This is a genomic window from Bullifex sp., assembly GCF_034103065.1.
Taxonomy (GTDB): Bacteria; Spirochaetota; Spirochaetia; order Sphaerochaetales; family Sphaerochaetaceae; genus Bullifex.
The window spans coordinates 1-5,338 of the sequence record NZ_JAXEGN010000124.1 but is presented as its reverse complement, the minus strand read 5'-3'; the positions used below and the strand labels follow the sequence as shown (position 1 = coordinate 5,338).

The 5,338-nt window shown below is 32.3% G+C and carries 7 protein-coding genes; 5 read left to right on the top strand and 2 right to left on the bottom strand.

All coding sequences use genetic code 11. The annotated features are described in order from the left end of the window. The 3 genes from SOY52_RS04905 to SOY52_RS04895 form a co-directional block, all read left to right on the top strand. Positions 1 to 227: gamma-glutamyl-gamma-aminobutyrate hydrolase family protein (locus SOY52_RS04905; RefSeq protein WP_320847862.1), on the top strand; the 227-nt coding region annotated here is incomplete at its 5' end. Next, complete coding sequence (locus SOY52_RS04900) at positions 224 to 964, top strand: hypothetical protein (RefSeq protein WP_320847861.1); 741 nt, start codon at positions 224 to 226, stop codon at positions 962 to 964. The genes SOY52_RS04905 and SOY52_RS04900, both read left to right, overlap by 4 nt. Beyond that, positions 961 to 1,884, top strand: a complete 924-nt coding sequence (locus SOY52_RS04895) for a metallophosphoesterase (protein WP_320847860.1) — start codon at positions 961 to 963, stop codon at positions 1,882 to 1,884. Before SOY52_RS04900 ends, SOY52_RS04895 begins: the two co-directional genes overlap by 4 nt. Before the next feature lie 56 nt (positions 1,885 to 1,940). Here the strand turns inward: SOY52_RS04895 and SOY52_RS04890 are convergent, their stop codons facing one another. Next, a complete protein-coding gene (locus SOY52_RS04890) occupies positions 1,941 to 3,128 on the bottom strand; it encodes an FprA family A-type flavoprotein (RefSeq protein ID WP_320847859.1) in 1,188 nt (395 codons plus the stop codon). 78 nt (positions 3,129 to 3,206) lie between these two features. Between SOY52_RS04890 and SOY52_RS04885 the strand changes: the two genes are divergently transcribed. Together SOY52_RS04885 and SOY52_RS04880 are read left to right on the top strand one after the other, a co-directional pair. Then, positions 3,207 to 3,620 (top strand): hypothetical protein, encoded by a 414-nt coding sequence (locus tag SOY52_RS04885; protein ID WP_320847858.1) that lies wholly within the window; start codon positions 3,207 to 3,209, stop codon positions 3,618 to 3,620. Between the two features lie 40 nt (positions 3,621 to 3,660). After that, positions 3,661 to 4,848: a TraB/GumN family protein gene (locus SOY52_RS04880; RefSeq protein WP_320847857.1), complete on the top strand. Its 1,188-nt coding sequence runs from the start codon at positions 3,661 to 3,663 to the stop codon at positions 4,846 to 4,848. A 28-nt stretch (positions 4,849 to 4,876) separates the two neighbouring features. On the opposite strand, the gene SOY52_RS04875 is transcribed toward SOY52_RS04880, so the two are convergent. Then, the coding region (locus SOY52_RS04875; protein WP_320847856.1) for an ABC transporter ATP-binding protein at positions 4,877 to 5,338 on the bottom strand (462 nt) is incomplete at its 5' end.

Below are 5,338 nucleotides of genomic sequence, written 5' to 3'. Positions count from 1 at the left end.
GTATTTTTGGAAGCTTCTTAAGAGTAAATAGTCTTCACCACCAAGGTGTTAAAACGCTTGGCAAGGGATTAATTGCTTCAGGCTATAGCGATGATGGATTAATTGAAGCTCTTGAGAAGGATAATATTATTGCTATCCAATTTCATCCAGAAGCTTTAAAAGAAAGAGATTTAACATATCTAAATTTATTTAAATATTTTATAGATAAATGTAAAATTCCTACATGAAAAAACTATTATTGCTTATTATTTTGCTGATTGCTACATTGGCACCTATTTATTCATCTCAGCTTATTACCAATGTAGCTCTCAGTAGTGGTAAAGACACACTAAATGATAATTCATTTTTTGGTTCAGCAGCTCTTTGCTATGCAAAAGAAAAAAGACAAAATTTTATTGCAGCAGAACTAAATGAGCATGAAACGACATTTACTATTTTTTCTAGATGGAAAATTGGAAAGCAGACAGATACTAGAATAACGCACTACGAAAATCTTCGCTTTAAAGAATCTAGGGATATGTTCTCAATACTTTCATTTGGAAATGCATATTATTACTATGGTATTTCATCAACATATTCTTTAGGAACAGCTATTTCCTTTTCTTTTGAAAATAAAGGACCTATTAGATTGGGAACAAATCTTTTAGCAGGAGTATACACCAAAGCAAGTATTATAAACTATATTAATAATTCTGTAGTTAGCATTGCCCCTTTTGCATTAGTTGATATTTACCTTGATTTCTATAACCGTTTTTACTTCCAAGCTAAAGTTTCTACAGGCTCATTATTCTATCTACCAACTAATTTTGCATATGATTTAACCTTCCTGATTGATGCATCAATTACAGATAATCTTTCTGTTGGATGTAGTATTACAACAGGACTTGCAGATAGTTTTGCTGAAACTGCATTCTCAAATAGATATTCTTATACAGTATTTGTAAACTGGGGAGCTAATTTATGAGAAAATTACTATTATTTTTAATTACTATTATCCTATGTATTTCATGTGATAATATCGTCCCAATTGCAAATATTGATCCATATAAAAACCCTGGAACAAATTACTATAGTACTGATTTAACTCAAATTGATGGAAAAAATATTCCTGAAAAAGAAGATTTTAAAGCATTACTAATATCTGATACTCACTTTGGGAAAAATAAGCCAGGCACTTACTTTAAAACAAAAGAATTTGAAGAACAAATTCAAACTATAATCAATAACATTGATATAGTAATTAACCTTGGAGATGTCTCTGATAATAGCCAACAAGAGCAATTTGATAGCTATAAAGAATGGAGTGATAGTGTATTTGGCTCTAAACCAGTAATTAATGTTATTGGTAACCATGATAATAGAAATGGTGGTGTTGAAAGATTCTTAAAAATTGTCGCAGGAACAGATTCAACATACTACTGTTTTAAGCTCTCTGATATTCACTTTTATGTTATTGATTCTGCATTTAGAACCTTGGGTAGACAACAATTAAATAACCTTATGACTACATTAACTAGTGATAGTAATTCAAAGAAAATAGTATTAACTCACATACCTTTATATGGCTCAGTTACTAATTTCTATGCCTCTTTTGCAGATGAAAAGGAAAGAAACTATTTATTATCTAATTTCTCAAAATATGGTGTTGATTTACTTTTAACAGGTCATAAGCACGTACCTGAATCTTATAAGGCTTATACAGATTCTTTTTCTGAAATAGTTGTAAATGGCTTTCATGGAGAGGATTTTAGACAAGGAAAGCCTTCATTCTATCTATGTACGTACACACGAAACACTTCAGAATTTAAAATAGAGTGTTATTCATGTGCAAAAGATAGCAGTGAATTTGAACTAGTTAGTTCACATAGCTATACTTTAAAGTAGTAAAAAATGGGTGTTGCAAATAAAACGCAACACCCACTTTTATATCTTAGTAATTATTATTTTATTGCTTCAATAAGCTTTTTAAAGCCATCTTCAATTCTCTGTCTATCAGCAGGAGTTCCCTTACCTCTAAACTCGATTGCATCAACAACTTCAAGCTTCATCTTTTCTGCATAGCTATTAAACTCTTTAGCAGCACCACCAGACCAAAGAGATGAACCAAAGTACAATACCTTTCTACCTTTAACAGCTTTTCTGTTAAGAAGGTCTAAAGTATGAGCCATTGAAGGGAAGAGTTCCATTTCATAAGTAGGAGCAGCAACAACAAATGCTTCACTTCTCCATACCTTTTCAAGTGCGTAAGAATCATTTGTATCAGGAATTCTAACAGTATGTACTACAACACCTTCCTGCTTTGCCATCTGAACAAGGTTAGAAATATAAGAAAGAGTATTACCATACATACTTGAAATAAGAATAGTAATTTCCTTCTCTCTTGGTCCTTCAAGATATGTTGCTAGTTTTTGATACCAAGTTACTACATATAAAGGATCCTTTCTCCATACAATACCATGACTTGGGCAAATTACTTTGATATCAAGTGCACTAAGAGCTTTAATACCTCTTAATACAAATGGTGAGAATGATGCAACAATAGATGCATAATATCTCTCTGTTTCTGGCTTTAATAGAGCCCACTCTCTATCTGTAAGCTCATCATCAAATACACTCTGATAAGAACCAAAAGCACCGAATGCATCACAAGAGAATAGAATTCCATCTTCTTTAAGATAAGTCATCATAGTATCTGGCCAGTGGATATTTGGTGTTGCATAGAAGACTAAAGTTTTTCCACCAATATTTAACTCTTCACCATTTGTAATGATGTGAACATTTTTATGTCCATAGAGAGTCTCTGTTTCAGTAGCACCAAGTCTTGTTGCATATACTTCAATATTTGGACATCTTGTAAAAAGTACATTAAGAGCACCTGTATGGTCTGGCTCCATATGATTTAATACAAGTACATCGATATCCTCAAGTCTAAGTCCCATATCAGCTAAATCTGCATCAAAGGAAGCACCTGACTCAGTGTAATCAATTAATACTTTTTTCTCTGTTCCACAAACGCAATATGCATTGATAGAAACACCATCTCTAATAGGCCAGCAACCTTCAAAAAGGTCGTCATGACTTTTCTCATATCTAAATAAAGTTACATTATCATTAATTGTTTTTCTCATATGATAAAGATAGTTTTTATATGCTAATAAAACAAGATGATTGTTGCCTTATATTCCTTTTTTTTCTAACCTATCTACATGATATTCTCACTTAATTTAACTCATGAAATAACCTACAAAGAAGAAGAAATTAATTTCTCATCTATTGATGATATGGCTATTGGTTGTGAAACTTGCTTTTGCTATCATTTTTACTTTGAAGATGTCTTTTTAAAAACCGATTTAATTTGGTCAGGAACAAGAAAACCTCTTACTAAAAAAGAAAAAGAAATAATTGAAAGTGGTTTTCCTCCACTTCCAAGAGATGATGAGCATTTATTCATTCCAGTTGGCAAATACAGTCTTTTACAAACAATACCTGTTGATGATAAGTCAAAGTTAATTAGGTCTATTTTACCTTTTACTAGCAAAAAACAAGAAGGAAAACTCTATGTTAGATTTGTTAAGGAAAATGTATTAGAGTGTGTTATGCAACTATTTTTTCCAGAATGATACCTTGTCGATGGTTATTTATTAATATATAGTTTTTAACATGCAATTAATAAATATCAGTGATACAGTACATAAGCTGATTTTAAATGATCAGGAAATAATTTTAATAGGCACAGCTCATGTAAGCCAAAATAGTGTCGAAGAAGTAAAGAACATCATAGAAACAGAGTCTCCAGATAGAGTCTGTATTGAGCTTGATGATGGAAGAATGAAATCTAAAACCGAGAAGAAATCATATGAAAATATGGATATCAGAAAGGTAATAAAAGAAGGAAAAGGGTTCTTCCTACTTGCAAATACTGCATTAGCATCTTTCCAGCGAAGGATGGGAGCTCAAACAGGAACTAAGCCTGGTGAAGAGATTTTAGGTGCAGCTGAAGTTGCAAAGAATGCAGGAATACCTGTTTCTTTATGTGACAGAGATATACAAACTACATTTAAAAGAGCTTGGGCTAAAAGCTCTCTTTGGAATAAATGTAAACTTTTAGCAACTCTAATTTCAGCAGCCTTTTCTAATGAAGAAATTACTGCAGAGGAGCTTGAACAATTAAAGAGCCAGGACACTCTTCAAACTTTAATGCAGGAAATGGCTAAAGAACTTCCAATGGTTAAGGAAGTATTAATTGATGAAAGAGATCAATACTTAGGAAGATCTATTTTTGAGGCCCCAGGTAAAAAGAAAGTTGCTGTCATTGGTGCAGGACATACCCAAGGTGTAATTTCAACTATTGAAAGCCTAAGTGAAGGAAAGCAAACTCCAACACTAGACTCTCTAACAATTGTTCCAAAGGGAAAACCAATTGGTAAAGTTTTTTCATACTTAGTACCAATGTTAATAGTACTGTTAATTGTTTTTAGTTTTATCTCTTCAGGATGGGACCAAGGTTTAAAAACCTTTTTATACTGGATTGCTGTTAACTGCTCATGTACCTTCCTAATGACATTAGTATCTCTCGCACATCCGTTAAATATTTTAGCTTGTACAATTACGGCGCCATTCTTTGCACTTAATCCTGTTTTAGGTGTAGGAATGTTAGGAGGAATTGCAGAAGCAACATTTAGAAAACCAAAGGTAAAGGATTTTGAAGGCATTAACGATGATGCAATGACCTTAAAAGGGTGGTACAAAAATAGAATACTTCATGCACTATTAGTTTTCTTACTTTCCTCTGTTGGAAGTGCATTCGGAACCCTAGTAGCCTTTCCTGTGTTACTATCTCACATTTAAAAATATCTCCGGGATACCGGAGATTTTTTTACCATCCATGGTTAGATAAAAACCTTCTTACTTCATTTTCATCTCTATTGATATTATTAAACTCACCTGTAATTTTCCCATCTACAAGATAAATAATACGATCAGAAAATGATGCTACCTTAGCATCATGAGTTACCATCAATATAGTATTCCCTTTTTCCTTTAACTTAAGAAATACTTCCATTGTTTCCTTTGATGTCCTTTGGTTTAGAGCACCGGTTGGTTCATCAGCAAATATTATATCTGGGTTATTAATAAGTGCTCTTGCAATAGCAACTCTTTGCTTTTCTCCTCCAGATAAATTATTTACACTTCTTTTTCCATATCCATCTAGATTTAATTGAGAGAGAAGATTATCAGCATTAATAACTTTATCCTTTCTGTTACTTGTTGGAATTAGTACATTCTTTAATACATTTAATTCAGGGATTAATTCTGGATTTTGAAAAACAAATTCAAT

What these genes read in the sequence shown, in the direction of transcription:
- SOY52_RS04890 (WP_320847859.1), bottom strand. Translation starts at nt 3,128, where the DNA reads ATGAGAAAAACAATTAATGATAATGTAACTTTATTTAGATATGAGAAA.
- SOY52_RS04900 (WP_320847861.1), top strand. Translation starts at nt 224, where the DNA reads ATGAAAAAACTATTATTGCTTATTATTTTGCTGATTGCTACATTGGCA.
- SOY52_RS04895 (WP_320847860.1), top strand. Translation starts at nt 961, where the DNA reads ATGAGAAAATTACTATTATTTTTAATTACTATTATCCTATGTATTTCA.
- SOY52_RS04885 (WP_320847858.1), top strand. Translation starts at nt 3,207, where the DNA reads ATGATATTCTCACTTAATTTAACTCATGAAATAACCTACAAAGAAGAA.
- SOY52_RS04880 (WP_320847857.1), top strand. Translation starts at nt 3,661, where the DNA reads ATGCAATTAATAAATATCAGTGATACAGTACATAAGCTGATTTTAAAT.